Origin of the sequence: Lactiplantibacillus herbarum, from assembly GCF_001039045.1 — a bacterium.
Lineage (GTDB): Bacteria > Bacillota > Bacilli > Lactobacillales > Lactobacillaceae > Lactiplantibacillus > Lactiplantibacillus herbarum.
Genome location: NZ_LFEE01000001.1, coordinates 255,917 through 279,595, shown reverse-complemented (window position 1 = coordinate 279,595; position 23,679 = coordinate 255,917). Strand labels below are relative to the sequence as shown.

Here is a 23,679-nt window from a genome sequence, read left to right as displayed (position 1 = left end):
TTCATTGAACAATTAACTTTCAACCTTTAGCTAACCTAACCAAAAATGGACCTTGAACGGCTAAAACTGCCAGTTCAGGGTCCATTTTAATTACTAAATCAGATTTTACTTTAACGCATCAATCTGTTGCCGTAATGCTTGAATATCAGCCGTTTTAGCCATTGGATCGGCCATCAACTGATCGTACTTGAATTGCAATAACGGTAAATCACTAGCCGCACTATTCACTTCAGTAACAACTTGCGTTGGATCCGTTAACTGCTGATCCTTCAATTGCAACGTCATGGTAGCAACGGCTTCGCGGAATGGTTCATCATGGGAAACAAAAATCACCGTGCCGGGATAATGTTGTAAGTAATCAGCTAAGGCGTCTAACGCATCTACATCCAGATAATTGGTTGGTTCGTCTAACATTAAGACGTTATAATCTCCCACCAGAATACGAACGAGTTGCAATTTCACTAATTCACCGCCACTAAGTTCAGCCACCATTTGCGGGTAAAAACGTGCGGGCAATCCTAATGCGCCCATGACATTACGTAGCGTTTGATCAGGCAAATGACTGCCACGCCGAACCGTTTCCCAGACAGTTATTGCATCATCTAACATCGTCATGTCCTGATTAAAGACACCGACTTTAGCAGCTGGTGCTAAAGTTAATCCTGTCGTTTGACCAGCTAGAATCGCACGCAGCAATGTCGTTTTACCACTACCATTGGGCCCAACTAGTGCCACCCGCGATTGTGGTTTAATCTGAAAACTGGTCTTTTTCAGCAACGTTTTACCGTACTCACGTAAAGTGACGTCACGTGCTGCTACAACTACTTTGCCAGTGAAACGCGGAAAGTCCGTTGCCACTAGTTTAAAACCGCTCTGCGTAAAAGGCTTAGCTGCGGTAAGCTCACGCTGACCACGTTCTACCATTCGTTTAGCCGTCCGTTCGATTTTAGCCGCAGTTGCCTCACGGGTCGACTTGGAATTAGCCCGTTCCCCGGCAGACATGTGACTATTACCCTTCCGAATTCGTTGGGCTTTTTCATGGCGTGCCTGCTGCGCTGCTAGTAGATTTCGCTGATGTTGATTCTGGCGATGATAAGCCGCTTCCTGTGTCACTAATTGCTGGTCCTTAATCTCCTGATAGTGCTGATAATTACCAGGATAAGCGGTCACTCGCTGCTGTTCGACTGCCCAAGTTTGGGTTGTTACCGCATTTAAGAGCTGGCGATCATGCGAGATCAGTAGCAGTAAGCCACGATATTGGCGTAATTGTTTAATTAACCAAATTTGATGCGTTTCATCCAAATTCGAAGAAGGCTCGTCCAAGATCAAAATAGATGGTCGCTGACCTAAAGCTTGCCGAATCCTCGTTAGCATTGCTTGCCCACCACTCTGGTTAGCTGTGGGCGCAATCTGTGGGACATACACTACCGATTCATCGACGATTAATTGCCCACTATAATCTTGGTCATCGCCCGTCAGTATATGCGCTAGCGTCGATTTACCACTACCATTACGACCGACGATTCCAATATGGTCACCCATCGTTGCGGTTAATTTATCGATTTCAAACAGCGGACGTCCCGCCATTGTTTTACTAATTTTCGTTAACTGAATTTCTGTCATTAATAATTCCCCCTTACTTGCAGGGATTAACGGATAGCACAAAAAAAGCGCTCCCGTAATCGAGACCGCTGGCATCGTATTCTGCCAGCACCCCTAATTAATCCCCAAACGACAGTCCACCCCTTAATAAAGGTGTTGCTGACTGTACAGTTACTAGAATTAATTAGTTGCGCATTGGCTGAATACCCCGTTTTTCATAAGTTATCTTGTAGATTAGCATGTTTATTTTAGTTTTGCAACCAACATTGTTTTTTGAACTAGTTTTCAGTAAACTTAAATTACTTTCGGAAAGTAGGTGTCAGTTTGAAAAAGATCCTCGCCATTGCCATCTTTGCAATGCTAGGCGGTGGGCTACGCGAACTCCTAAGTTTGATTGTAACTTGGCCCCAACACTTTTGGATAACGTGTCTTATTAACGTCACCGGCGCATTTGTGCTCAGCCTGATAACCAAGTTATTACCAGCGTGGTTACCCGTATCAGAAGATATCGTCATCGGGATAAGTGTTGGTTTTGTTGGTAGCTTCACGACCTTCTCAACCTTCACTTTCGAAACGCTACAGGCTTATCAAACTGGACATAGCGTTTTAGCGTTAACTTACATAATTGTCAGTCTCGGACTAGGTTGGTTGGCTGGCTTAGCCGGCAATCTACTAAGTGATCACTTGATTTCTGAGGAGGTCTATTAATGTTCATTATGATTCTTCTCGCGGGTTGCGGCGCAGCAGTTGGTGCGCTATGTCGATTCGGCCTGATGCAATTGGCCCAACCTCTGAACTCACGCTATCAATTACCCGTAACCACGCTCTTTATTAATCTAACCGGCGCCTTATTGCTTGGCTGGATTCTAACCGCACCACTGGCAATTCACCAGCAAGTCTTTCTAGGCACTGGAATCATGGGCGGCTATACGACTTTTTCCACCATGATTAACGAAGTAGTTTTATTAGGTCGTAACCATCGACATCACATTGCCCGCCTATACCTCGCACTCAGTCTAATCGGCGGTTTGCTAATGGTATTTCTTGGCACTTTAATCTGAAAAATCCCGTACCAGAATAATGGCTTCGCCACATTCTGGTACGGGATTATTTTAATTTTTGATTACGAAACGGCGTTACCAAACCAGGCTACGCCGGCGATGGCAACTACGGCTAATCCAAGCCACAATGCAATCCGGAACAAGAATAATCCGACTGCGATCATGAAGATAAAGCCGATAATTTTGAAACCAATTTTAAAGACAACTTTCAGTAACCAAAAACCAATCACTAAAGCAATCAATAAACCGATCATTTGTGCGCTCTACTTCGAGAGCTTCCCTCCCTACAAATCCCCTTACTGGGGCTCTTGCAAGCTAGTATAGCACGCATAATCTGACCATACTCGTAATCTGTTTCTAAATTAATAGAAGCTTAAGCTTGCAGGTCAGCAACCTGACGAACCATGGCTAACTCTTCGTTTGTTGGGATTAATAACACTTTAAAGCGTGACGTTGCACTACTGATCACACCTTCGTTACCCGCTTCGTTCAAGTCAGTGTCGAGTTCCACACCAAACACACTCAATTCATCAATAATCTGTTGGCGCAATGCGGCATTATGTTCACCGATACCACCCGCAAAGATCAGCGCGTCGGCACCCTTTAGTTCAGTTAAATAACTACCAGCATACTTAGCAATCCGGTTGATGAAAATATCAACTGCCAATTTTGCACGTGGATTGGTTGCTTCTTGGGCCCGAATTTCACGCATATCTGGTGAAATACCGGAAACACCCAATAGACCAGATTCGTTATTCAACATCATCATGATCTCATTAGGATCTTCAATTTTGAGTGCCTTCATCAAAAATGGCAAAATTGAAGGATCTAAATCGCCAGCCCGGGTACCCATGGTTACCCCGGTAAGTGGTGTGAAGCCCATTGATGTATCGAACGCCTTACCGTCTTTAACTGCGGCTAAGGAAGCGCCACTACCTAGATGCATCGTCACCAAGTTCACTTGATCCTGTGGCTTTTCTAACAATTCAGCTGCGCGACCAGCCAAGTAACCGTGTGAAATCCCGTGTTCACCATAACGCCGAATATTGTACTTCTGTGTTAATTCGTATGGCAAACTATAGATGGCATTCATTTCTGGTAGATCAGTAAAGAACTGACTATCAAAAATAGCGAATTGCTTCACTGTTGGTAACGCTTGGGCCATGGTTTCAATCCCACGGGCTTCCATTGGATTGTGCAGTGGCGCAAAGTCACTGAGACCTTTAATGGCATCCAAAACATCTGGCGTCACTTCTACCGCGTGTTTGAATGTCGTCCCACCGGCAACAACTCGGTGTGCAACTGCTGTAATTTCAGCCAACGAGTCAATGATCGTTAAACGTTGTAATTCACTCAACAACATCTTGGCTGCGTGGTTTTGGTCTAAATTGTCGACCGTTGTTTCAAATTTTTGGTGGTCACCATATTTAACAGTGAAGATTGACCCTGGCATACTGATCCGTTCAACCATACCACTAGCAACTACGGTTTCAGCTGGCATGGCAAATAATTGCCATTTCAAAGAAGAACTACCAGCGTTAATAATTAATGTTTTTTGCATTTCTCAATCACTCCCAAGTAATAGAATACCGAACTTTTCTGAAAAATGCTGAACTTTTTTCAGAATCATTTATAAATTTATTGCCAAGTATTAATCCAACTTTTAATTGTTCAAAAAATTAGCCTTAACCATGACAGTCTGTCCGATCCTCACTTCCGCTAATTACCCTGGCTATGCCTAATTACAGCGCTACTAATCACGACCAGTGTATAATAGAGCTAATAACTTTCATCAAAGGAACTGAATAAAACCCTATGACAACTTTAACTGATGCACAACTTGTCCAGCAAGGACTTGAGCATGCCATTCACCATACCGAAAAACAAGTGGAATCATTAACTAAAGCACAGGAACACTTGCCTGACGCTAGTGACCTCCAACTAAAAGGAACTTTGCTGAAAACCTATGCCAGCCAGATTACAGGTCGACATCATTTTGTTGACCTACCAGATTATCAGCATCCCGGGCAAGACTTAACCATCAAGCTTGATATCAAGAAATCAATCATGGAAAATGCTGAGAATTATTTCCATCGTTACCGTAAGAGCAAACGCGGCCTGGTTACCATTCAAGAAAACTTAGCGTCAGCTGCAACGACGCTTAATCAGCTGCAGCAACAACTGACACAATTTGATCCAGATAATCTCCAGCAGGTCGCTGACCTTAAACAGTCTTTAATTGCTGCTGGCGTGCTTCATACCCAGACTTTACACTCATCAAAGCTGCCAGAGCCAGCTCATCCCAGACGCTTCTACACGCACGATCACGTCTTAGTTGAGGTTGGTAAGAACAGTCATCAAAATGATCAACTGACCTTAAGCGCTCGTAAAGATTATTATTGGATGCACGCTGGTGGTGAAATTCCTGGCTCCCACGTCGTTATTCATAGCAATCACCCAAGTGAGCGAACCCTGCAGGAAGCCGCCGTCCTAACCGCCTATTATAGTAAGGGCCGCCAAATGCGCAGTGTTCCAGTCGATGTCTTAACCGTTGGACAGATGCGCAAGCCTAAGGGGGCTAAAGCTGGCCTCGTAACGTTCAGCGGTCCAGCCCGCAATATCACCGTGGCACCTGATTCTCAACTAGTGAACGAATTACGCGCAAAGGAGTAACCTCATGAACCCCATTGAAACGTACATTAACAATATGCCAATTGCTTATCAGCCACAATTGCAAGCCATTCGTCAGACCATTCAGGACGTCCTACCAGAAGCTGAAGAACAGCTTAAATACCAGATGCCGACCTTTCACTGGCATGAAAATGTAATTCATTTTGCCTTATTCAAACACCATTTTGGTCTTTACCCTAGTTCTAGCGGTGTTGCGGCCTTCCAAGACCAATTGAGTGGCTATCAGACTAGTAAAGGGGCCATCCAATTCCCATTGGACCAGCCCCTACCACTTGATCTCATCCGCCAAATCACTGAATTTCGGCGCCAAGAAATCATTGAAAAATACGACCTTAAGGATTAACGCTGCCACCAAGACTGCTTGAGAAAATCAATGGCGGTAACATCGTCAAGTGAAATCTGATTGGTAATTCCCGCCTGTTGATTCAGGAAAAGTCTGGCCCCGTCAATAGCTGCAATTAAGCCACTGGGATGATGACCATCCGTTAACGTGAGCCGCACCACGCAGTTTAACTCATAAGCCTGCAATAATGATGCTTCAATTGGTTTCAACTGTTCCATTTAGATCACCTCATCGAAATAATAGCTTAATCATAGCACACTTCCAGAACGTACGTTCGTTAAAAATAATTACATTTTGATGACGTTGCTACAACGGGATTTACCTCATTTTGGCTTTCCATCAAATAATTAATTTCCACCTTAACTACCCGAATTACCGAACTTTCTACTCAATTAAGCAGTAAAACACTCGGATAAGTTTAGGACAGTAAATCTACCTTTTAGAGTTTGGGACAAAATCCAAACTCTTTTTTTATCTTCAAATATTTACAGTCAAAACGTACGACAAAAAGGCGGTCCTCGCCATTGCTAGGATCGCCCTACTTAGGAGTTTATCGATAATGTCTGCTGCTACACTCATTAATATGACTGTAGACGTAACAGTTTATGGTTAATTAAAACCAGTTACATTGTAAACCGAAAAGTTGGATTCGTTAAGTCCTACCCCTAAAATTCTACTTGTCGATTATAATAATTCAGATAAGCGCGATGATGACCAGCATCAATCGTTACTTTAGTCACACTCGTATTCTCCGGCTCCGGTAAGCTCATTAGGTCAGCTGGCTCCAGACACGCCAAGACCATCGCTTTAACGGTGAATCCGTGAGTCACTACAATAATTTGATCATCAGGATGCATCGCTACCATCTCCATCATAAACGCTCGCCCCCGGCTAATAACGTGTTCAAATGTTTCACCAGCCGTTGCTACTTGCACGTAACTGGGTAACACATCTTGCAGTAGTGGGTCAAAATGTTGCGGATAGTCGGCCAATAACTGCTTATTCTGGCAGCCATCCCATTGCCCGTACGAAATTTCCAATAACCGCTCATCCACAGATACTGGCACTCCTCGTCCACGGTTTAAAATCGCCGCAGTCGTGCGAGTTCGTTTCAACGGACTACAGATCAACCGATCGGCAAAACTGATGTCAAACGCATCATGAAGGACCGTTGCCTGCCGCTGACCTACCGTGTTAAGATACGTTATCGGCGTATCAATCGTTCCCTGCTTCAACTGCTGCGCATTGGCAGCTGTCTGTCCGTGCCGAATAAGATAGAACGTTGTCATCTTGGTACCTCCAATCAACCCAACACTAATTTTATTAACTATAGTATAGAACTAGTTTAACCCATTTGGGGATTGTCAGACCTGGCATCAACTTGATGTGCTATCATTACACACCATGACAACTAAAATAATTACACTAAAATGTGTCATCTAAAAATGAGATTCAGCTTATTGCACGTAACTATAATTAAGAACGCCTTTAATTGCTACCGCCGCACTATCAGCAACCATTCAATAACTACTGGCAGTTCGGCTCAATTCAACTGTTAATCCACAAGATAAAGTGAGGACCTATGGAAACCCAATTACTGCAACGCCCAACCAAGCACCAACTCGATCAGTTAATGGACATCTGGCTAAACGGTAACTTAGCCGCCCATCCTTTCGTTCGCCCTGACTATTGGCGCAAACAAGCTCCTGATGTCCGCATTGCCCTGCCACAAGCCCAATTGATCGTCGCAACGACGGATGATCAAATCATCGGGTTTATTGGCTTACAAGGTAGCGACATTGCCGGCGTCTTCGTCCGTGACGATGCACAGCAACACGGTGTGGGTACCGCACTACTCGATGCCGCCAAACAGCAACATCATCGACTACAATTGAGCGTCTACGTTGCTAATCGCTCAGCCGTCTCCTTCTACCATCACAGTGACTTTCACGTGCATGAGCAAGGTATTGATAAAACGACTAACCAGCCAGAATACACCATGCGCTGGCGCCGCTAATAGTAAAGTTTCTGCAGCCATCAGTGCATCCCATAACTGTTAAATTCAAAATTCGCTAGTTTTCATTACTAGCGAGTTTTTTTATATTGAGGTAATATACTTATGGAATATTCACCATTATGTTTAGATATTGACAAAATTATATAAAAAGTTTTTAATCGAGTTAAAGAAAGCGATTACAATTACTGGTTAATAATATAAAAGAAAGCGTTGATTATATGAATATTGAACTCTTCATTGCCCGTCGCAAGGCCTTGGGGCTCTCACAAAAATCCTTAGCAGATGGCATTTGTACTCAAGCAACACTCAGCAAATTTGAGAATAATGGTAAAGCACCTGCTATCCGGATTGTCGCCCAACTTTGCCAACGCCTCAACTTACAATTAGAAGACGTTTTCCCAACTGAACGCGTCGCTGATGCTGCAGTCCTCAAAGTTCTGGAGCAGGTCGAATTCGACCTCATTACATCTGAATATCCAGATGCTGAGGAACAATTAGATAATGTAGCCGCTATGACCCGGCACGATCAAGAAACTAAGTTACAGTACTGTTACTTGAAGGGCTACGTGGCTGCATTGAACCAGCACCCAATCAGTGACGTCATTTTTAACTTTGATCAGATCATCACCGATCTTGATGAGGCCCACATTACCATCTACACCCAGTTAGCATACTGCGGAATCGGTATTGCCTATCAGCAGAATGGCGATTTCGACAAAGCACAGTACTACTTCGAAAAAGTCCGCCATACTCTGCCTAGTCTGACGCTAGAAACAGCGGCTAGCGTGGGACGCGTCATCAATCTCGCTTACTATACCGGTGCTTTTTACGCGGAAATTGGTGACATCACTCGAAGTCAGCAATTACTGAACTACGGTATCGATACCTGTTCTCGTTGCCACGTCACCTACTACGCCGCACGAATTAAATTCTTGCAGGCTAAATTAGCTAGCGACCTAGATCAATGTCATGAGTACCTTAACGACGCTGCGGCTTTCGCCCGCATCAATAAAAACCGTCAATTACTTAAGAAAATTTCAAGTTACTCAAGTTCTCACTAAGCTCGCAGCTTAATCGTTGCAATTTGTTAATCAAACGCCTAAACTGCAAGTATTAAAAGACGAGTTATTCACAACAATTGAGGAGGTTCTGCCTATGTTATTAACAGGTTTATTAGTCGCAGCTGGGTTAACAGCCATTGCGGGTGTTGTCGCTGGCAACCGCGTTCCCGCTGCTCAACCAGTCAGAATCAAGCATGAACAACGGTCACCTCAGAACCGTCGCTAATACCCATATAAAACCACTTACCTCATTCATCTGGTAAGTGGTTTTATATTACTTCTCATTTGCCAGCCGGGCTTTATTATAATGATCATTAATAGCATTAACTCACCCGAGTCATCTGATTGGACGATTTGTTTCTAATTATATATAATTAATTATTATAATCAATTAATTAGTTAATTGATTTATCGGCATTTTAGATACATTTAACAGTTTTAGTATTATAATAATTTATGTAACGTCAAATAAGGGTGAATAATCCTAATTTCATTCTGACAACCCCTTAACAGATAAATAAACCTTATGCTGACATTTCTCAACGTAGCAACTTTTGATAGCTATTTGTTTATATTCGAAAACAGTTATTCGTTTACTTTATATCTTAAAGGGGTTAACCTTATAATAGTAGTTTATCCCAACTATTTGCAAAGATTCACTAGTGGCAAGCATTCAAGCTACAATCAGCCACTTCATTCATTTATCGATAGATATATGACAATACCTTAACTTATAAAAAATGTTTATACCGATTTAACATGGTTTAAACTTATTTTTGGCCAGTCATAACTCACTCATAATATTTGCTTATCACTTGAACCCCTTAACTTTATTGAGCTCCATGACTAGGTTAGTAACTAGCCCAATTAGTTGTCAGCAATGCAACAACGGCTTAACCAATAACTGAGTGTTATACCACTAACTGGTCAATCGCTATCAAACTAGCATCCGTACCAATTTTCATTAACTGACGTATTAATAATCGTTATAGTTTCACGTGTTTAACCATTTAAGCAAATGTTTTTTGTCAATAATACTGTCATTCTTTTTAGTAAGAATGGTATTATTAAGCAAGACATCTGATAATTAAATTTAATAATCAGTCGGAGCCTGCTTACCTGCGACTATTAATTGCTCAACCAACATTAATACTTTATGGAGGCTACATTTTTCATGAACATTAAAGATCTGTATTACTTCCAACGCTTAATCAGTACGCAAAGTTATACGCAAACAGCCGCTGATTTTCATGTTAGTCAACCAACAATCTCCCAAGCGATTAAACGGCTTGAGCGTCATTTTCAAGTTACGCTCTTTTTCGCCAATCAAAGACTAAGGCACTAGTGCTGACTCCTAGTGGCCAACAACTACTTTTGGCTGCCAACGATATTATTAGCAACTGGCAACACGTTAACGAATCAATCAGCCATTTGCGTCAACACACGTTACGCTTTGGTATCGAACCTTCCGTCAGCGAACACTACTTACCTGCACTGACTAAGCCTATTATTGAACAGGACTTACTCAGCAGCGTTCACACGGTTGAAATGGGCTCCAACCAACTTGTTAAACAAGTCTTGGCTGGACAGTTAGATTTAGCTATCAGTGGTAATCTTGATCAAACGTTAGATGAACGTTTAGCCGTTACCCCATTGCGCCCATTCAAGTTTAGAATTCTAGCTAGTCCAGAGCACCCCCTAGCAAAAGCTGATCACCCAACTTTTGAGGAGGCACTCAAATCCCCATTCGTTTTATTGAATGCAACTTACCTAAATAAATTAGTTTTCCGTCAATTAGCAGGACAACTCTCAATTGACCCACAAGTCATCTTTGAGTCTGATAGCAGTACTTTAATCCGCGGGTTGGTCAAAGAAAACCTCGCCCTAGGTTTTGTATCTGATATTACTGTCCCTGGTAGTAGTCATAATGATGGCTTAGTCGAAATTCCATTTGATGACGTTCAGGTTCCAAGTGTCCACATCAATATGATTCGTCGTGCCCATCAATTTCCAATTGGTCTGGTTAAGCAGGTCATGGATATTATTGAACAAACTTTTGACACTAAAGATGCTAAAGAAAGCTCTAGTAATTAACCAAACGTCGAACGCAGTGATCAAACTGCACTCGACGTTTTTTTATTACCCACTTGATTCACTGGCCAACAAAAAACCAATTTTGGCCCAAATTCACCAACACTTTTAAAATTATTTTGAAGGCAGATTAAATCATTAGCTTAATCATCTGCTACACTGACAAAACCAACGTTTCTAGCCTTGTTCACCTAATTTTCGGCATCCAATTAATTAAACTGGGTTGCCTTAATTCAAACTCGTTGTGTTGACGAACCCTAAGCAACATGCTATCATCACCATTATTCAAATAACGAACGATAAGTTTACTTTCAAGTAACGGATTAGCTGTGTGTCAGGAAGTCGGTGGTTGCTGCGAACCGATCAGGCTAATTACGATGAAATACGGTAGACGAGGTCCGGGTACGCCCGGCGGATAACAACTAGAGCCGTTAACTGCTAGTGAGTGGAGCCGAAGTGTCGGCTCAAGCTGGGTGGTACCACGGTCTAATCAATCGTCCCTGTTGCATTATTATGCAACGGGGACGATTTTTTTGTATCTGCATTACTCGTGCAGTTGGCCTGCGCAACCGACTATACGGCTATCATCGCAATTATTAATGACTAAAAAACAAGGAGTGTTTCACATGGAAAATTCTAAAAACTGGCGACCTGTCCGCTTGACTGAAGCTTTAATTGTCCTCTTGATCATGTTAGCTATTATGGGGCTTGGGGTCATCAAATTCGGGCTCTCCCCACAGACACCCGTTATTCTCGTCGTCGCCCTTGTTATTCTCTGGGCCCGTGTTCGCGGTGCCCACTGGGATGATATTCACGGTGGTATTATCGACGGTATCACAACTGGGATCATTCCGATCTTTATCTTTATCTTGATTGGCGCCTTGATCAGTGTCTGGATCGCAGCCGGCATCATTCCATCCATGATGGTCTTCGGCTTTCATCTAATCTCCGCACAGTGGTTCGTTCCGTCCGTCTTTCTCGTCTGTGCCATTATCGGAACCTCTATCGGGAGTGCCTTTACGATCATCTCAACGATTGGGATCGCACTCTTCGGTATCGGAACTACGATGGGTATCAACCCTGCCTTAATTGCGGGCGCGATCATTTCTGGCGCAATTTTTGGTGATAAGACTTCGCCTTTATCAGATTCAACTAACTTGGCCTCAGCAATTGCTGAAAGTGACCTGTTCGACCACATCCGTAACCTCATGTGGTCAACAATTCCAGCTTTCGTTGTTTCACTCATCCTCTACGCCGTTCTAGGTGCGGGTGCTGCCACTCAGAATAATCTGGGTAAGATTCAAACGACTCTCAACGTTTTAAATGCTAATTTCACGATCAGTTGGTGGGCCGCACTACCACTGATCTTGATGTTTGTTTGTGCGCTCTTAAAAATCCCAGCAATTGCCACGTTGTTGATGAACATCGGTCTGGCAGTTGTCATGATCTTTATCGAGCAACCCCACATGCAACTAGCCAAGATTGCCACGATGATTGAAACTGGCTTTGTCGCTAAGACGGGCAATGCCGGTGTTGACGCACTACTATCCCGTGGTGGTATCAGTGCAATGATGAGCACCGTTTCATTAATCTTACTAACCCTTTCATTAGGTGGCTTACTGATGAAATTCAACTTGATTCAAACTGCGATGGTCCCACTAGCTAAACGTTTGAAAGGAACTGGCGCAACCGTCACCGCAGCCATCCTTGCCGGAATTGGCGTCAATATCTTTGTTGGTGAACAGTACCTCTCTGTGATCCTACCTGGGAAAGCTTTCAAAACGACCTTTAACCAGCGTGGCTTAGCCAACCTTGCCCTTAGCCGGGTCTTAGAAGATGGCGGGACCGTTATTAACTACTTGATTCCATGGGGCGTTGCCGGCGCATTTGCCGCTAATACGTTGGGTGTTTCGACACTCGCTTACTTACCATTCTGTTTCTTTAGTTTGTTATCACCCGTCTTCTCGATCATCAGTGGCTTTACCGGTTGGGGACTAAAACGGCAGCCAGCTACTAATCCAGCCACCAATAACTAGACTTAATTTTATTATTGACCAAACTAAACCTGGAATCTGATTGTTCTCACTTGTGATTTATCCGCCCTGCCAACTACAATTAGGTAGAAGCATACATTTGTATAAGTACACAGACGCTTGCTATTAGCTATGAAACAGATTTTCGCACTAGCTACTGGGATACGCTGCGCACGTTAAGGAGGGGGATACAATGCTTGCATATGGGTATCAAGAATTTGGGGGACCCACTGTCTTTAGAAAACTATCACAACCGGCTATTGAACCCGCAGCCGACCAACTACTAATCGAACCACTGGCCATTCATTTAACTGATGAGGATCGTGTTGAACGTCTCGGAGGCAATCCTGATATCGCCTTGCCTTATATTCCTGGTCATGACATGGCGGGACGCGTCATCAAAGTAGGGGCAGCCGTAACAGATTTCACCGTTGGCACGGTCGTGGCCGCTCACACTGACCACACGTACGCGGAGCAAGTCTGCTTAGCTAGCGACTCAGCCATTGCACTTCCAGACGGGTTAGCCCCTGTCAAAGCCGCTAGTTTGATCACACCCGGCATTACCGCATACAAGACCATCCGTTACTTTGCGGACGTTCAGACAGGCCAGACAGTGATTGTTAAGGGTGCTGGCACTGCTACTGGGCAATTAATCGTCCAGCTCGCAAAACAGCGTGGCGCGCACGTCATCGCCATTGCTGACAGACGCTTTGCTGACTTGATGGAAGCCTTCACTGTTGATCAGTTTGTCGATGAGAATCATCAGAATCCAGATCACGTTTTAGCCGATCAGGGTGACGTTGTCATTAACGTCACAGCCAATGGTGAAGGTGGTAAGGATGACTTGGCAATGGCTAAGTTTAACGCTACTATCGCCTCGCTAGCGCCCTACTTACCAGCAACCAGTAAATCGATTCATTTTCAATTGATTCAACCGACCGAAATCATTTCCGATCAAGCCGCTTTACAGATGTTATTCAAGCTGGCAAACACGGCTCAATTAACCACGACTATCGACGCCCAGCTACCGTTTAATCTCGATGGTATTATTCAAGGGCACACCCTGTTGGACGAACCACATATTGGGCAGATAGTTGCCTCAGTATCAGCTTCTTAAACTAGACTGAATTCATGCTCAGCTTTAAATATCATTTCCGCACATAAAAGGCGCACATCAATTGATGTGCGCCTTTAGGAGTAGGTTAGAATGAATCTTGATCATTCTTAGGTTGGAAACTTGACCCCCGTCAGTTACGGCCAGACCGAGATCAAGTTATGACAATGAATTACTTAGTTGATACCGTATTAACAACTTCGACCGCCTGACCATTCAGTTCAATCGTCAGTGGTTGCCCACTGACTAATTCAACCGTGGTCCCCTGTTGGTCGACGTCAACCTTCAATAATCGATCACGGAAGTTAACGTGGAATTGATAGTGCGTCCAAGCTTTCGGTACAAACGGCGCAAAGGCTAACGTATCATCCGTCACCCGCATGCCGGCAAAGCCTTGCACAATCGCTAACCACGAACCAGTCATTGACGTGATGTGTAACCCATCGACCGTATCGTTATTGTAGTTATCGAGGTCGAGCCGCGCCGTACGTTCATACATTTCAACAGCTTTGTCTTCATAGTGCAAGTCGGCTGCCAAAATGGCGTGAACAGCTGGTGACAAGCTTGATTCGTGGACCGTCAAAGGTTCGTAGAAATCAAAGTTGGCCTTCTTCTGTTCCGGTGTAAACCGATCCATGAAGTAGTAGATACCTTGTAACACATCAGCTTGCTTGATATATGGTGAACGTAAGATGTGATCCCATGACCAGTTCTGGTTGATTGGGCGTTGGTCAGCCGGAATGCTAGACACTGGCTGAACGTCCTTATCCAAGAAACCATCTTGTTGAACGAAGATTCCCAGTTCATCGTCATGTGGGAAGTACATCCGGTCGACAATATCTTGCCACTTAGCTAATTCGGCATCAGTCAGCTTCAGTTCAGCACGTTTGGCCGCACTGATCTTCTTCAAACTGTCTAACGTGTATTCTAACGTCCAACGGGCCATAAAGTTGGTGTACCAGTTGTTATTGACGTTATTTTCATACTCGTTTGGACCCGTTACGCCGTGAATCATGTACTTCTGGTTACGTTGTGAGAAGTGCACCCGATCGGCCCAGAAACGTGAGATCCCGGTTAAAACGTCGATTCCCTTAGTCTTCAGGTAATTATCGTCGCCAGTATAGCGCGTGTAGTTGAAGATTGCGTAGGCAATCGAACCGTTACGGTGAATCTCTTCAAACGTGATTTCCCATTCATTATGGCATTCGATCCCGTTGAAGGTCACCATTGGGTAGAGTGCCCCGTCTAAGCCCTGCATCTTCGCGTTGTGTTCCGCACCAGCTAACTGGTTATAGCGGTATTCCAACAGATGTTCCGTGACTTCTGGTTTAGCCAATGAGAGATAGAAAGGTACGCCAAACGCTTCAGTATCCCAGTAAGTCGCACCACCGTATTTTTCACCGGTAAATCCCTTAGGCCCTAAGTTCAAACGTTTGTCCTCGCCATAATACGTTGAGAATAACTGGAAGAGGTTGAACCGAATCCCTTGTTGGGCAGCGTCGTCACCATCAATGAGGACGTCTGCCAATTGCCAACGCTGCATCCAAATATCGGTATGTGCTTTGAGCAACTCTTCATAGCTCTGGCCGTTGATAGTTTCACTTAACTCAGCCAAACCAGCACGCATAGCGGCCATATCAGCGTAATCACGTGATGTAACAACTAGCACTTGTTTTTCAAAGTTCTTGGTTTCATCAGCAGCTAAGGTGCCACGGAAGATATTCGTGACGGCTTTTTCAGTTGCTGGTGCGTTAACACCCTGCAAATCTGTTTGGTGTAACATCTGCATCCCAAGCGTAAAACGCGGTGTCCCGAAGTCATTGGGCTTAGTTTCAGCAAACATACTGCCACCAGTAACGGCGTGACTCTTATCGAGAACTTGCCAGAACTGATCATCATAGTTGGCATCTTCATTGAAGACGTCGGCGTCAATCTGTGAGATGAAGCCGATTTGAACGGGATCTGCACTCAGATTATGAACGCTATAATGCACATCGAACAGTTCTTTTTGGGCAACACTGACAAACCGATCGATTAGGAATTCAACCCGCTTGTCACCCTTAGTCACGATAAATGAGCGCCGGAGTACCCCGGTGTGCATATCTAGGTCAACGGTGAAATCACTGATCTCATCCTTCGCTAGATCGACTTGGTCACCATCAATCGTTAAGTTGACCTTAATGAAATTGACGGCGTTGACGACCTTACCGAAGTAGTCAGGATAGCCGTTCTTCCACCAGCCAACCCGGGTCTTATCTGGATACCAGACACCGCCGATATAGATTCCTTTGAGAGTATCGTTGGAATAGTGTTCCTCAAACATCCCCCGCATGCCCATGTAACCGTTACCGATACTGGTCATACTTTCTTGTAATCGTTTATCCGTTGGTACGAGCTCATGACTGATGACGTGCCACGGATTTACTTCAAAAATTCGTTTCATTGTTCTGCTCCTCCGTAGTCCGACTTACCGAATGACGTCCTTAGTTTCTGGATCGAAGAAGTGCGCTTTAGTCATTTCAAAGGCCACTTCCACATTTTCACCTGGATTATGGTAATCACGTGCATCCACTTGGGCTGTAAACTGTGATTTACCAGCTTTGCAGTAAAGCATACTTTCAGCACCTAAAAATTCAGAAACGACTACCTTCGTTTTCACGATTGAATCTGGCATTGCTTCCAATGCAATCCGTTCAGCATGAATATCTTCAGGGCGAATCCCAACGATCATGCTCTTCTGATCGTAACCTTGAGCCTTCAGAACCTTCAATTGACCTTCAGGAACAGCGACATCAAGACCTTCGCCATCAGTCACACGTCCATCGTGTAAGGTTGCGTTGAAGAAGTTCATTGAAGGTGATCCCATGAAACCAGCAACGAATTGGTTAATTGGTTCGTTATACAATTCATGTGGTGTCCCGACTTGCATGATCTTACCATCATTCATGATGACAATCCGGTCAGCCATAGTCATGGCTTCGATCTGATCATGAGTAACGTAGATCATGTTAGTCTTCAAACGTTGGTGCATCTGAGCAATCGTCGTCCGCATATCAACCCGCAATTTAGCATCCAAGTTAGATAGTGGTTCATCCAATAGGAACGTCCCAGCATCCCGGACAATCGCACGGCCCAAGGCAACCCGTTGCCGTTGACCACCAGATAAGTTGGCTGGTTTGCGTTGTAAGAAATCAGCTAGCCCCAATTGATCAGCAGCGTTGTCGACCCGTTTCTTAATTTCAGCATTACTGTAAGTCTTCCGAATCTTCAAACCAAAAGCCATGTTATCGAAAACAGACATGTTAGGATACAGCGCATAAGTTTGGAAAACCATCGCAATATCACGGTTCTTAGGTTCAACATCATTCATGATTTGGCCGTTCATCTTGAAGTTACCTTCACTGATGTCTTCCAAACCGGCAATCATCCGTAACGTTGTTGACTTCCCACAACCTGATGGTCCGATGAAGAAGATGAATTCACCGTCTTTGATGTCGAGGTTCATATCGGTAACGGAGTACTTGTCGTTACCTTCATATTTCTTATAAATGTGATCAAGATTCATTTCAACCATTGAAATCCACTCCCTTGTTTTCTCGCTAAACTACTTCTTTTACGTGCAACCTTCCGCAAACGGTTGCTTTTAATTCGATTAATTAAAGCTGACGATCAACTCTAATTTGATTGATCAGCAACTTTAGTCATTGTTGTATTTGTCGCATATTTAATTAAAATTGGTTGGCCGTTAACCGCAATTTTACCGTCACTAACTTCAACCGTTGCATCCGTTAAGAGGTTCGTATAAGTGTCAGCTTTCAACTTAGTTGCAACCGTCGTGACTTGACCCTTCAGCGGTAACCAGGCAGTTAAAGCTTCACCGGCTGCCCGGTACGTCACTTTAATAATGCCCTCTTCAACAACAGCTAATTGATAGTCCGCAGCTTGCATAATTGGCAACTTCTTGATGCTAACTAACTTTTGAATCAACCCAGTGACATCCCCATGCCGATCATCGACCATCACGTCAGTATCGAAGAGTGATGGTTGGTGCTCTGCCAAGAATTCTTGCCCGTTATAGACTAACGGAATCCCACGTTGCATAAAGATCCAAGTCAAGTTGTTAACTACTTCAGCTTCACTGTGCAATAAGCTCATCATACGGGCATTATCGTGGTTCTCTAAGAAACGCATCTTGACGTAATTGCTAGGGAAAGTTGCGTCCTGACGTTGTAATAAGTCAACGTAACGATCAACCGTACTACGACCTTGCCAGTAATCTTTGAAATCGCCAAAGACATCATAGTCATAAGTCATATCGAATGCTTGATATAATTCGCTATCTGACAAGCCAGTATAACCTTGTGAACGCAATTCTTGAATAAAGCCACTACCGGCCGATTCAGCTAACCATAGCGTCCCTGGATGCTTGGCATTAACTTGTTTACGTGCTTCCAACCAAAAATCAAGCGGTACTAATGGTGCGACATCGCAACGGAAGCCATCAACGAACTGGCTCCAATACAGCAGCGTGTCAATTTGGTATTGCCATAACTCGTGATGACCGTAGTCTAAGTCTTTGACATCGCTCCAGTCGCCGACTTTATTGGTTAAATTGCCATCTTCATCGTGGTAGAACCAGTCTGGATGTTCGGTCGCAAGAACTGAATCTGGTGACGTATGGTTATAAACAATATCCAACATCACTTTCATACCCAATTCATGGGCCTTATCAGTTAATGCTTTAAAATCATCGATTGTCCCGTGTTCTGGGTTAATCCCCCGATAGTCCTGAATGGCGTAAGGTGAACCCAACGTCCCCTTACGATTAGCTTCACCGATTGGGTAGATTGGTAATAACCATAAGATGTCAGTTCCTAAGTCTTTGATTCGTTGTAAATCAGCGGTGACCGCCTCAAACTTACCTGACTTTGAATAGTTACGGACAAATACCGAATAAATCATGTCGTTACGTAATTGCGTTTGCGTATCGCGTGCCATTAATCTGCCTCATTTCTTATGCTTGATAGTCTCCATCAGCCATTACAGCAGCATGGTCTGATCGATTTCTGGATCTTTAAATTTCGTTTTAAGGAACACCCACAACACGACAAAGGCTAGGCTCAGTGATTGCACCGTTAGTTCAATCGTGACGTCAAAGTTAACTAAACCAACGATCATGGCTAGGATACTACCAATTCCCATCATCATTAGCGTCAAACTGACGGCTTCACGGAAGCTACGGATGTGCGTGATTTTGTTGTGCCGTGACAGGAATAAGAAGAACGCCGCACCATTAACTAGGATTAGATTGACCCCAATAACAATCATGCCAAGAGCTGTTAACATGAATAACCCAATCATGACCTTGTTACTTTGATACCAAGAATTCACTAGAAAAGCGTGTGCGTTAGTCTTGAGATTGTGTCCCGGTACATATTTCGCTTTGAATTCGCTACCAACTGATTTAACTTGAAACGTCTTTGCGTGCATATTGATGACGTTCTGATGCCCCGCAATATCTTGTTTAGTTAAATCAAAGCCAGCGACATTCGTTTTAGTTTTGATGATTACTTGATGTTTAACATCTTTAAACTGCTGGTTCTGATAATTAGTGTCTTTCAACGCCGTTTGCATCTGATCACTAGCCATCATCTTATCCACTTGTGGTAAGAATGGTGATAAGTTGAAGTTCGTCTGGTGATTATAGTAAAACGGAATTGGCATCATCATGACCGCCGTTAAGAAGATAAACAGGACAATGATTTGTAACCAGTTGAACTGGTCGCGGTTAGCAAACATTCTTCGAGGTGAGAAGAGGCTGCCGAAAAACCGGACCGGAAAAGCGGTTGTTTTTTTCGTGGTACTCTGCATCTAATTTCACCCCTACTAAAATTTGTTTTAACCCTTGCTCCCACCAGCGAGTAATCCGGAAACGAAGAACCGTTGTAGGTAGAAGAACAAGGCGGCAATTGGAAACGCAACTAAGATCGCACCAGCTGAGAAGAGCACAACTTGTTGATTTTGCGCGTTATTAATGAATGTTTGTAGCCCAACGGCAACCGTGTAATGTGATTCAGACGTTAACAAGAACTTCGCCATCAGGTAATCTTGAACTGGTGACATGAAGGCCCATAATGCTTGAACCGCAATCATTGGCTTAACCAATGGTAAGACGATCGACCAGAAAATCTTGAAGTTACCGGCACCATCCAACTTAGCGGATTCATCCAAGTCATACGGAACGTTGTCGAAGTACCCCTTCATCAACCACGTATTTTGTGGAATCCCACCACCAATGTAAATGGCTGTTAAGAACCAGTAATGATCCAACGCGTTCAGCATATTTGCTAAGACGTAGTAAGCTGTTAAAGCAGCCATCGTTGGTACCATTTGAATGATAATAAAGAACATCAAACTGAATTTTTTACCGGCAAAGCGGTAACGACTATAGACATAACCGGCTAATGTGACAACGATAACTTGAATGACCATACATGAAACTGAGATGATCATCGTATTCAAGTACCAGCTACCATATAAAGTCTGTGTAAATAAGTTTTTGAAGTTAACCAACGTCCATTTACCACCAAAATCAAGAACGAAGGCTTGCACGTTAGCATCCTTAAACGCCGTAATAAACGTGATTAAAACGGGATACATGACAATGATCGCCAGAATAACCATGTAAAGGTAGGTGAAGAATTGTTTCCAGAAACGGTGCCGACGCGCGCTATTTTGTTTTGAGTTGGCACTTTTAGGTGCCACTGCTTGTGCATTTTCCATAACACTAGTCCCCCATTTCAAATGCGTGGGTCTTCTTGAAGACGATCAGCGAAATACCAATGACTAAGACGGAAATAATCAAGGTTACGGCCGCAGCCAATGAATACTGTGGCGATGTCCCAGTCGTTAACTTGTAAATCCACGAGATCAGGATATCCGTCCCACCGGCATTTGCGCCGACATCACCGGGACCACCTTGGTTGAACAGGTAGATCATCGAGAAGTTATTGAAATTAAACGTGTACTGAGTAACGAAGATAGGTGCGGCAATTGCGAAGATGGTAGGTAATGTAATCTTATTAAACTTCTGCATCACCGTAGCCCCATCCAACGTAGCTGCTTCGTATAAATCATCTGGAATAGCTTGCAAGATCCCGGTAATCATAACGTAGATGTATGGGAATCCAAGCCATCCTTGAATCATAATAATGGCAAATTTAGTCCAAAAAGTATCGGTCATCCAATGAATTGGTGCAATGTGGGCAAATGGCACTAATGTGTTCCATAAGCCAATGACTTGCACGTTGATTGCACCAGCTGAATCGTTAAAAATATTTGAGAAACTCATAATCGAAACGAACGCTGGAATCGCCCAAGGGAGTAGGAAGATAACCCCAAAGAAGCGTTTACCCTTAATAAAGTTCTGGTTGGCAATAACGGCCGTGGCAATCCCAATAATAATCTGTAACGTGGTTGCACAAACGGTCCAAATGACCGTCCAACCAAAGACAGCATTGAAAGTAGCCCGGTAACTGCTCAAGAAGAACATTGACGTGAAGTTCTTGAAGCCAACCCAATCTAATAACATTGCTGGTGGGATATGTGCGAAATCATAGTTCGTAAAGGCCATCAGTAATGTCACTAACACTGGGAATACGATGGTAAAAATCATCAAGAAGTAAGCTGGTGTGGTCAGTAAGTAGGCAAATCCACCATCGACCATACTTGCACCTAATTCTTTAAATGTGTGTGAAACCTTTTTATCGTTATTAATCAAGTTTGCAACACGTTTGGCATCGTATAAGTTCGCAACGTAGAACACGATAAAGATAATGGTCAATAAGATCTGTAACGTCCCGTAAATCATCATGAATAAGGAATTATCTTCCATCGAGACTGAACCTAACGTGACTAAATTAGCGAACGCGCTAATCCCGCCAAAGATAAATTCAGCAACGAAAGCTAATAGAATAATGATGAAGAGGACACCCTTGATAGTTTGGCCATTATATAATTGACCTAACCCGGGAATAATTGACAGGCGTTGCGCTTTCTTAGCATCTTTTTTTTGCATGTCGCCCGTACCCCTTTCCTAAATAAGTCCTAAATTTAGAACATTTTTCTTTTTAAAAAGGCTGAGACAAAACGAATTTTGTTTCAGCCCCCTTAAATTACGATTTCAATTACTTGTCATACTTTTGTGAAATATTAGTTAAAATAGATTTTTGTGCTTTGTTAGCAGCTTGTTTTGGTGTCATCTTACCACTAGCAGCGTTGGTAACCATGGTTTGTGCTGGAGTCCAAACTTCGGACATCTGTGGCAAGTTGATCAAAGGAACATCCTTGTCGTATTGCTTTGAAACAGCAGTTGCCATGTCATCGCCAGTACTTACAGCGTACTTACGTGCGGCCGTGTTAGCTGGAATTTCACTAGCTGACTTGTACAATGACTTCTGGTTAGCTTCGTTAGAAATGAAATCTAACCAAGCTTGTGCAGCTGTCTTGTGCTTCGAGTAGTTTGAGATAGCCCAAGCTTTACCACCGGCAAATGCTTGATAATCCTTACCATTATTCAAAGTAGGTAAGACAGCAACACCGTAATCAATCTTAGATTTCTTATAAGTTGCAGCCATCCAAGGACCATCGATAACAGCGGCAGTCTTGCCAGTTGTGAATTGATCCGTTACAAAGTTTTCGTTTGAGGTCACATTTTGCATACCTGTTGGCCAGTACTTCGTGAACCATTTGGTCATGTAAGTTAAACCTTCAACGGCACCTGCGTTATTCAAGCCCATCTTCTTGGCGTTAGTATTGCTGTCAGCAAAGACATAACCACCGTAACCTTTGATAACCCCGAAAGCGTTATAGAAGTTCGTCCATTGTGTTAAGAAAGCAACGGACTTTGTCTTGTCATTAGCGTAAGCATACTTCTTGTCGGAAGCTAATTTTTCAAGTTCCTTGAAGTTCTTAGGTGCGGTACTGATCAACTTCTTGTTATAGTACAAAACGTCTGATTCGATCGTAACGGGCGCTGCGTAAACCTTGTTCTTATAAGTAACAGATTTCTTCCCCGTAGCATTGTAACGACCGCTAGCCAATTTGACCGTTGATAATTGTCCCTGTGATGCCATTTGACCAACACGGTCGTATGGTGCCATCAATACATCGGGACCCTTACCAGAAGGACCATCCAACTTCAAAGCATCGTCTTCATCAAGCATTGCCTTGTATGAAACCTTAACCTTGACGTTGTACTTCTTTTCAAACTTTGGAATCACTGACTTCATATATGACTTATATGAAGGATCAGCTGAAACCGTTAACGTCTTCCCCATCTTACTGGATGATGACGATTTACTATTACCACAACCTACGAGTGTGAGTGCCAAACCTGTGGCTAAAACACCCATCCCCAACTTTTTCCAAGTACTCATAGTGCTTCCTCCTTGCGAAGTATCTTCATTCATTTACCATAATTTATTATGCGACTATGCAACCGCTTTCGCAAGCGTTTTCGTAATGTTAACGTTAACAGAATTTTACCAAAAACAAATTCAGGTACTCAACGATACGTGAATTCGTTACTATAACGGTATTTATACCAATAAACACAAAAATCGATAACCATGCTTGTTACTAAGCGGTTATCGATTACATACCAAT

21 protein-coding genes and 1 pseudogene are annotated in these 23,679 nt (G+C 43.5%); 10 read left to right on the top strand and 12 right to left on the bottom strand.

Translation table 11 applies throughout. The features are described from left to right. Nucleotides 1-105: 105 nt before the first annotated feature. Entirely contained in the window at nucleotides 106-1,623 is a 1,518-nt protein-coding gene (locus ACG95_RS01285) for an ABC-F family ATP-binding cassette domain-containing protein (protein ID WP_047998754.1), read from the bottom strand. A gap of 303 nt (nucleotides 1,624-1,926) precedes the next feature. Between ACG95_RS01285 and ACG95_RS01280 the strand changes: the two genes are divergently transcribed. Then, nucleotides 1,927-2,310 (top strand): fluoride efflux transporter FluC, encoded by a 384-nt coding sequence (locus ACG95_RS01280; protein ID WP_047998753.1) that lies wholly within the window; start codon nucleotides 1,927-1,929, stop codon nucleotides 2,308-2,310. Further along, nucleotides 2,310-2,663 carry a fluoride efflux transporter FluC gene (locus ACG95_RS01275; protein ID WP_047998752.1) on the top strand — a complete coding sequence of 118 codons (354 nt, stop codon included), beginning with the start codon at nucleotides 2,310-2,312 and terminating at the stop codon, nucleotides 2,661-2,663. The genes ACG95_RS01280 and ACG95_RS01275 overlap by 1 nt, the downstream gene beginning before the upstream one ends. 62 nt (nucleotides 2,664-2,725) lie before the next feature. Here the strand turns inward: ACG95_RS01275 and ACG95_RS01270 are convergent, their stop codons facing one another. After that, a complete protein-coding gene (locus ACG95_RS01270) occupies nucleotides 2,726-2,917 on the bottom strand; it encodes a hypothetical protein (RefSeq protein WP_047998751.1) in 192 nt (63 codons plus the stop codon). Nucleotides 2,918-3,036: 119 nt separating this feature from the next. Beyond that, nucleotides 3,037-4,224 carry an acetate/propionate family kinase gene (locus ACG95_RS01265; protein WP_047998750.1) on the bottom strand — a complete coding sequence of 396 codons (1,188 nt, stop codon included), beginning with the start codon at nucleotides 4,222-4,224 and terminating at the stop codon, nucleotides 3,037-3,039. Between the two features lie 254 nt (nucleotides 4,225-4,478). On the opposite strand from ACG95_RS01265, the gene ACG95_RS01260 reads away from it, so the two are divergent. Together ACG95_RS01260 and ACG95_RS01255 are read left to right on the top strand one after the other, a co-directional pair. Continuing rightward, entirely contained in the window at nucleotides 4,479-5,336 is an 858-nt protein-coding gene (locus tag ACG95_RS01260) for an NFACT RNA binding domain-containing protein (RefSeq protein ID WP_047998749.1), read from the top strand. A 4-nt stretch (nucleotides 5,337-5,340) separates the two neighbouring features. Continuing rightward, nucleotides 5,341-5,697: an iron chaperone gene (locus tag ACG95_RS01255; RefSeq protein WP_047998748.1), complete on the top strand. Its 357-nt coding sequence runs from the start codon at nucleotides 5,341-5,343 to the stop codon at nucleotides 5,695-5,697. Here the strand turns inward: ACG95_RS01255 and ACG95_RS01250 are convergent. Together ACG95_RS01250 and ACG95_RS01245 are read right to left on the bottom strand one after the other, a co-directional pair. Next, on the bottom strand, nucleotides 5,694-5,915 hold the full coding sequence (locus tag ACG95_RS01250; protein WP_047998747.1) for a hypothetical protein: 222 nt from the start codon (nucleotides 5,913-5,915) through the stop codon (nucleotides 5,694-5,696). The two genes, ACG95_RS01255 and ACG95_RS01250, sit on opposite strands and share 4 nt — an antisense overlap. Before the next feature lie 447 nt (nucleotides 5,916-6,362). Further along, complete coding sequence (locus ACG95_RS01245) at nucleotides 6,363-6,986, bottom strand: histidine phosphatase family protein (RefSeq protein WP_047998746.1); 624 nt, start codon at nucleotides 6,984-6,986, stop codon at nucleotides 6,363-6,365. A gap of 293 nt (nucleotides 6,987-7,279) precedes the next feature. On the opposite strand from ACG95_RS01245, the gene ACG95_RS01240 reads away from it, so the two are divergent. The 6 genes and pseudogenes from ACG95_RS01240 to ACG95_RS01220 all read left to right on the top strand — a co-directional run bounded on the left by ACG95_RS01240 (nucleotide 7,280) and on the right by ACG95_RS01220 (nucleotide 14,016). Next, complete coding sequence (locus ACG95_RS01240) at nucleotides 7,280-7,714, top strand: GNAT family N-acetyltransferase (protein WP_047998745.1); 435 nt, start codon at nucleotides 7,280-7,282, stop codon at nucleotides 7,712-7,714. 218 nt (nucleotides 7,715-7,932) lie between these two features. Then, nucleotides 7,933-8,775: a helix-turn-helix transcriptional regulator gene (locus tag ACG95_RS01235; RefSeq protein WP_047998744.1), complete on the top strand. Its 843-nt coding sequence runs from the start codon at nucleotides 7,933-7,935 to the stop codon at nucleotides 8,773-8,775. Nucleotides 8,776-8,869: 94 nt separating this feature from the next. After that, complete coding sequence (locus ACG95_RS14880) at nucleotides 8,870-9,001, top strand: hypothetical protein (RefSeq protein WP_272946167.1); 132 nt, start codon at nucleotides 8,870-8,872, stop codon at nucleotides 8,999-9,001. 948 nt (nucleotides 9,002-9,949) lie between these two features. Further along, a pseudogene (locus ACG95_RS01230) lies at nucleotides 9,950-10,869 on the top strand (LysR family transcriptional regulator). Between the two features lie 623 nt (nucleotides 10,870-11,492). Further along, nucleotides 11,493-12,902 (top strand): Na+/H+ antiporter NhaC, encoded by a 1,410-nt coding sequence (nhaC, locus tag ACG95_RS01225; protein ID WP_047998742.1) that lies wholly within the window; start codon nucleotides 11,493-11,495, stop codon nucleotides 12,900-12,902. Between the two features lie 190 nt (nucleotides 12,903-13,092). Then, nucleotides 13,093-14,016 (top strand): NADP-dependent oxidoreductase, encoded by a 924-nt coding sequence (locus ACG95_RS01220; RefSeq protein WP_047998741.1) that lies wholly within the window; start codon nucleotides 13,093-13,095, stop codon nucleotides 14,014-14,016. 169 nt (nucleotides 14,017-14,185) lie between these two features. Here the strand turns inward: ACG95_RS01220 and ACG95_RS01215 are convergent, their stop codons facing one another. The 7 genes from ACG95_RS01215 to ACG95_RS01185 form a co-directional block, all read right to left on the bottom strand. Next, the gene (locus tag ACG95_RS01215) at nucleotides 14,186-16,456 is read right to left on the bottom strand and encodes a glycoside hydrolase family 65 protein (RefSeq protein ID WP_047998740.1); all 2,271 of its coding nucleotides are present in this window, start codon (nucleotides 16,454-16,456) and stop codon (nucleotides 14,186-14,188) included. Between the two features lie 24 nt (nucleotides 16,457-16,480). Beyond that, nucleotides 16,481-17,587, bottom strand: a complete 1,107-nt coding sequence (locus ACG95_RS01210) for an ABC transporter ATP-binding protein (protein ID WP_047998739.1) — start codon at nucleotides 17,585-17,587, stop codon at nucleotides 16,481-16,483. Between the two features lie 101 nt (nucleotides 17,588-17,688). Next, nucleotides 17,689-19,011: an alpha-amylase family glycosyl hydrolase gene (locus tag ACG95_RS01205; RefSeq protein WP_047998738.1), complete on the bottom strand. Its 1,323-nt coding sequence runs from the start codon at nucleotides 19,009-19,011 to the stop codon at nucleotides 17,689-17,691. Nucleotides 19,012-19,053: 42 nt separating this feature from the next. Beyond that, nucleotides 19,054-19,884 (bottom strand): DUF1189 domain-containing protein, encoded by an 831-nt coding sequence (locus ACG95_RS01200; protein ID WP_047998737.1) that lies wholly within the window; start codon nucleotides 19,882-19,884, stop codon nucleotides 19,054-19,056. A 27-nt stretch (nucleotides 19,885-19,911) separates the two neighbouring features. Further along, the gene (locus ACG95_RS01195; RefSeq protein WP_047998736.1) at nucleotides 19,912-20,796 is read right to left on the bottom strand and encodes a sugar ABC transporter permease; all 885 of its coding nucleotides are present in this window, start codon (nucleotides 20,794-20,796) and stop codon (nucleotides 19,912-19,914) included. A 4-nt stretch (nucleotides 20,797-20,800) separates the two neighbouring features. Next, on the bottom strand, nucleotides 20,801-22,090 hold the full coding sequence (locus ACG95_RS01190; RefSeq protein WP_047998735.1) for a carbohydrate ABC transporter permease: 1,290 nt from the start codon (nucleotides 22,088-22,090) through the stop codon (nucleotides 20,801-20,803). A gap of 109 nt (nucleotides 22,091-22,199) precedes the next feature. After that, the gene (locus ACG95_RS01185) at nucleotides 22,200-23,450 is read right to left on the bottom strand and encodes an extracellular solute-binding protein (RefSeq protein WP_047998734.1); all 1,251 of its coding nucleotides are present in this window, start codon (nucleotides 23,448-23,450) and stop codon (nucleotides 22,200-22,202) included. Nucleotides 23,451-23,679: the final 229 nt, after the last annotated feature.

Excerpts from the sequence above, each read along its gene's own strand:
- ACG95_RS01285 (WP_047998754.1), bottom strand. The coding sequence starts at position 1,623 with ATGACAGAAATTCAGTTAACGAAAATTAGTAAAACAATGGCGGGACGT.
- ACG95_RS01275 (WP_047998752.1), top strand. The coding sequence starts at position 2,310 with ATGTTCATTATGATTCTTCTCGCGGGTTGCGGCGCAGCAGTTGGTGCG.
- ACG95_RS01270 (WP_047998751.1), bottom strand. The coding sequence starts at position 2,917 with ATGATCGGTTTATTGATTGCTTTAGTGATTGGTTTTTGGTTACTGAAA.
- ACG95_RS01265 (WP_047998750.1), bottom strand. The coding sequence starts at position 4,224 with ATGCAAAAAACATTAATTATTAACGCTGGTAGTTCTTCTTTGAAATGG.
- ACG95_RS01260 (WP_047998749.1), top strand. The coding sequence starts at position 4,479 with ATGACAACTTTAACTGATGCACAACTTGTCCAGCAAGGACTTGAGCAT.
- ACG95_RS01255 (WP_047998748.1), top strand. The coding sequence starts at position 5,341 with ATGAACCCCATTGAAACGTACATTAACAATATGCCAATTGCTTATCAG.
- ACG95_RS01250 (WP_047998747.1), bottom strand. The coding sequence starts at position 5,915 with ATGGAACAGTTGAAACCAATTGAAGCATCATTATTGCAGGCTTATGAG.
- ACG95_RS01245 (WP_047998746.1), bottom strand. The coding sequence starts at position 6,986 with ATGACAACGTTCTATCTTATTCGGCACGGACAGACAGCTGCCAATGCG.
- ACG95_RS01240 (WP_047998745.1), top strand. The coding sequence starts at position 7,280 with ATGGAAACCCAATTACTGCAACGCCCAACCAAGCACCAACTCGATCAG.
- ACG95_RS01235 (WP_047998744.1), top strand. The coding sequence starts at position 7,933 with ATGAATATTGAACTCTTCATTGCCCGTCGCAAGGCCTTGGGGCTCTCA.
- ACG95_RS14880 (WP_272946167.1), top strand. The coding sequence starts at position 8,870 with ATGTTATTAACAGGTTTATTAGTCGCAGCTGGGTTAACAGCCATTGCG.
- nhaC (WP_047998742.1), top strand. The coding sequence starts at position 11,493 with ATGGAAAATTCTAAAAACTGGCGACCTGTCCGCTTGACTGAAGCTTTA.
- ACG95_RS01220 (WP_047998741.1), top strand. The coding sequence starts at position 13,093 with ATGCTTGCATATGGGTATCAAGAATTTGGGGGACCCACTGTCTTTAGA.
- ACG95_RS01215 (WP_047998740.1), bottom strand. The coding sequence starts at position 16,456 with ATGAAACGAATTTTTGAAGTAAATCCGTGGCACGTCATCAGTCATGAG.
- ACG95_RS01210 (WP_047998739.1), bottom strand. The coding sequence starts at position 17,587 with ATGGTTGAAATGAATCTTGATCACATTTATAAGAAATATGAAGGTAAC.
- ACG95_RS01205 (WP_047998738.1), bottom strand. The coding sequence starts at position 19,011 with ATGGCACGCGATACGCAAACGCAATTACGTAACGACATGATTTATTCG.
- ACG95_RS01200 (WP_047998737.1), bottom strand. The coding sequence starts at position 19,884 with ATGCAGAGTACCACGAAAAAAACAACCGCTTTTCCGGTCCGGTTTTTC.
- ACG95_RS01195 (WP_047998736.1), bottom strand. The coding sequence starts at position 20,796 with ATGGAAAATGCACAAGCAGTGGCACCTAAAAGTGCCAACTCAAAACAA.
- ACG95_RS01190 (WP_047998735.1), bottom strand. The coding sequence starts at position 22,090 with ATGCAAAAAAAAGATGCTAAGAAAGCGCAACGCCTGTCAATTATTCCC.
- ACG95_RS01185 (WP_047998734.1), bottom strand. The coding sequence starts at position 23,450 with ATGAGTACTTGGAAAAAGTTGGGGATGGGTGTTTTAGCCACAGGTTTG.